The organism is Thermostichus sp. MS-CIW-25 (assembly GCF_054060015.1).
Window position 1 is genome coordinate 1 of record NZ_JBSSCS010000074.1, and the last position, 3,013, is coordinate 3,013.

4 protein-coding genes are annotated in these 3,013 nt (G+C 53.8%); 2 read left to right on the plus strand and 2 right to left on the minus strand.

The features are described from left to right. On the minus strand, positions 1-291 hold a 291-nt coding region (locus tag ACVWZ1_RS14230; RefSeq protein WP_457503736.1), incomplete at its 3' end, for an IS607 family transposase. A 212-nt stretch (positions 292-503) separates the two neighbouring features. Here ACVWZ1_RS14230 and ACVWZ1_RS14235 point away from each other — a divergent pair. Continuing rightward, on the plus strand, positions 504-1,559 hold the full coding sequence (locus ACVWZ1_RS14235; RefSeq protein WP_414423501.1) for a TauD/TfdA family dioxygenase: 1,056 nt from the start codon (positions 504-506) through the stop codon (positions 1,557-1,559). A gap of 200 nt (positions 1,560-1,759) precedes the next feature. Further along, positions 1,760-1,942, plus strand: coding sequence for a hypothetical protein (locus ACVWZ1_RS14240; RefSeq protein WP_414342619.1), 183 nt, complete (start codon positions 1,760-1,762; stop codon positions 1,940-1,942). An 89-nt stretch (positions 1,943-2,031) separates the two neighbouring features. On the opposite strand, the gene ACVWZ1_RS14245 is transcribed toward ACVWZ1_RS14240, so the two are convergent. Next, positions 2,032-2,874 (minus strand): SirB1 family protein, encoded by an 843-nt coding sequence (locus ACVWZ1_RS14245; protein ID WP_414350903.1) that lies wholly within the window; start codon positions 2,872-2,874, stop codon positions 2,032-2,034. Positions 2,875-3,013: the final 139 nt, after the last annotated feature.

The window sequence follows — 3,013 nt, forward strand, 5'->3', positions numbered from 1 at the left end:
GAGACCGCCGCCAACCTCTCCGACCACTTCGGCTCCAGGATAGAGGTTAACCAGTCTTGCAATCTGTCTCTCCAAGTCTGGTTTCTGCCCTCGACTGCTGACTCGGGCGTACAAAACGACTCGTTTGATCTTTTTTGGCGTTTTGATGTAGCTGTCGAGGTCATACCTTCTTGCTCTACCAGATGGTGTACGTATTGCCTTGATCCAGCCTTTCTGTTCCCATCGCCTCAAGGTGTGGAGACACACCCCAAAATAATCCGCCGCTTCTCTCGGTTTTACATACCTAGCCATACCAAGCAGTCATGCTGAACATGCTATACATTATTTCCAGTATAGTCCAGCGTATCATTGACTAGAGCCTTGCTCTGCCCCGCCTCAGACTGAGGTTCTAGCACCGAAGGGTAGTGCGCTACACTCGCCGAGATTGGGTTTTGAGTGTAGGATCCCTGCCCAAAAGTTGCTGTGGCTGCTATGACTAGGGCAGTGGGTGGTGAGGGATCGTGATGAAGACTTCACAGCTTGCAAAAGGATGCCTGCTGATCGATTGTCGGGGCTTTGATGAAAAGACGATAAACCTGTTTTTGGCACCTGGGCCCGATCCCTATCGGGAAACAGAAGAATTTCTCCTGGACTGCGAGATGCGGGCAGATGAGCTGCCCCGTTATCTGCGGCGGGCCTTGCTGGAGTTTCAGTTGTATTCCAATTCGGAAGGGATCCTGCTGCTGCGGGGCTTGCCCGTGGATCCCGGACTAGACCATACCCGCACACCGGCTCTGGCGCAGCGCTCTGAGGAGAAAACCACTTTTGTCAGCGAACGCTGCTTGGCAATGATCGGCAGCCGCTTGGGGCATTTGGTCTCCTACATTCAAGAAAAGAACGGGGATCTGTTTCAAAACTTGGTGCCTACTCCCGACAGCGAAGAGGTGCAATCTTCCGAGGGATCCCGCACCCGGCTGCAGTTTCACCGCGAGACGGTTTTTCATCCCTACTCACCAGAGTTTTTGCTGCTGTTTTGCCTGCGCCCCGACCATGACCGTGTAGCGGAAACCACCTACGCCAGCATCCGCCATGTCCTGCCTTTGCTGGGAGAGCGCGATCGAGAGCTGCTGTTTGAACCCCTGTATCGCACCGGCATCGACTACTCCTTCGGCAACCGGCAAGCCCTGATCAATGGCCCCATTTTGCCGGTGTTGTATGGCCGTCGAGAGGATCCCTTCTGGAACTACGACGAAGACCTGATGGTGGGGCTCACCCCCGAAGCCAGTCTGGCTCTAGAAGCCCTGAGGAAGGGAATCCACGCTGTCTACCGAGGCATCAAGCTGGAAACAGGGGATCTGCTCTGTATTGACAATCGCCGCACCGTTCACGGACGGACTGCCTTCTCTCCCCGCTACGATGGCTTCGACCGCTGGATCCAGCGCTCATTTGTGGTGCGGGATCTCGGCCTTTCGGCAGGGGATCGCCACCCCGGTGAGCGCATCATTCGCACCGCCTTCGCAACAGATGATGAGGCCCAAGCTGCCCTCAATGGGGAGCAGGTCTGTCTCAGAAGATCCTGAGAAGTTCGCAGACTTCAGCGCCATCCATAGCTCAAGTCCGTAAAAGTACTATTGGCGATTTCCCCGAAAGGGTTTGGATGAGTCGCCCCAGATTCTGATGTCAAAATACGTGATCCTCACGATGGCTATCGCAGAGCGTTTCCAGCATTCTAGGCTTATGAGCCAAAGCCATCAATTCTTCTCACGATTGCGAGGTTAAGATGAGCATTCGCCAGATCATTGATGAGGTTTTACAATCTTCGGTTTTAACTCTGCAGCAGGAGTCCAGCATTAACCAAATCCTCTGGGAAAAAAACTATGATCTATCTGATCTAGAGGCTTTAGATAAGCTGGTGGAAGCCATTTTGCGCCAAGAGGTAAGGGCTGCTTCCGATCCCTGCTAGAAACCTAGCCTTGCTTGCAAACGACGGCAGATCTTGCTCAAAACTTACACACTTACACAACGCACAACTGAGAGCAATTGTGCATGCTCCTAGCATGAGTCGGGATGAGATTCCAATCTCTCGACAATTTCCCGGATTAAATGCTCATCAGAGCGATTGATCTCGGGGTGGAAAGGCGCCTGTTTTAAGTAGCGCTTGAGATCCTGGCAGGCTTGCTGCCAACGGCCCAACTGATAATACAATAGACCCCGATCCCTTAGGTGGGGCAAGGATTCAGGGATCAACAACAAGATCCGTTCCGCTGCTGCCAAAGCGGGTTCCAGTTCGGCGCGGCTCAGATAAATTTGCTTGAGGTTGTTGAGCAAGCGTACCAAGATCAGGCGGGGAGGGGTGGGGCGTAGGTGGTGTTCTTGGAAAGGGATCCCAGGCCCGTAGATTTGCGACAAAAGCTCTTGACAATCTTCTGGAAATAAAATCTCCCCCTGCTGAAAGGGATCCACAAAAATCTCGGCGCCTGCAAACAGGGGCCGGATTAAAAAGTGGCCGGGCATGCCCACTCCTGCCATGGGAAAATCGATCCGCCGCGCCAGCTCTAGATAGATCAGCGACAGCGTAATCGGGATCCCGGTGCGCCGATCGATCACTTCGTTCAAAAAGCTGTTGCGTGGGTCGTAATAATCTTCGCGATTGCCACGAAAGCCCAGATCCTCAAAGAGATAGTGATTCAAGATCTTGATGACCCGCAGGGGATAACGCTCCGGGGGAAGGCGCTCTTGCACCTCTGCGGCCATCTCATCCAGAGCGGCCACATACTCTTCCACCTCCAGATCGGGATAGGCTTCTTGGGCAATCCAGAGGGCCGCCCGACCGAGATCGATGGGCTCCGATTGGATTTCAAGGGCAAAGCGTTGACGGGCAGCAGGAATGCTCATGAAATGTTAAATATTAAATATTGAGGTTCTTTGCAAGGATCTCGGTTAGCTAAACCGCCGAGAAGCCCCGCCCTCTGTCCGTAGGACGTATGGACTACGTCCCGCTGAAGCGAACGCGCTAGCGGCGCGGAGCGCTTGG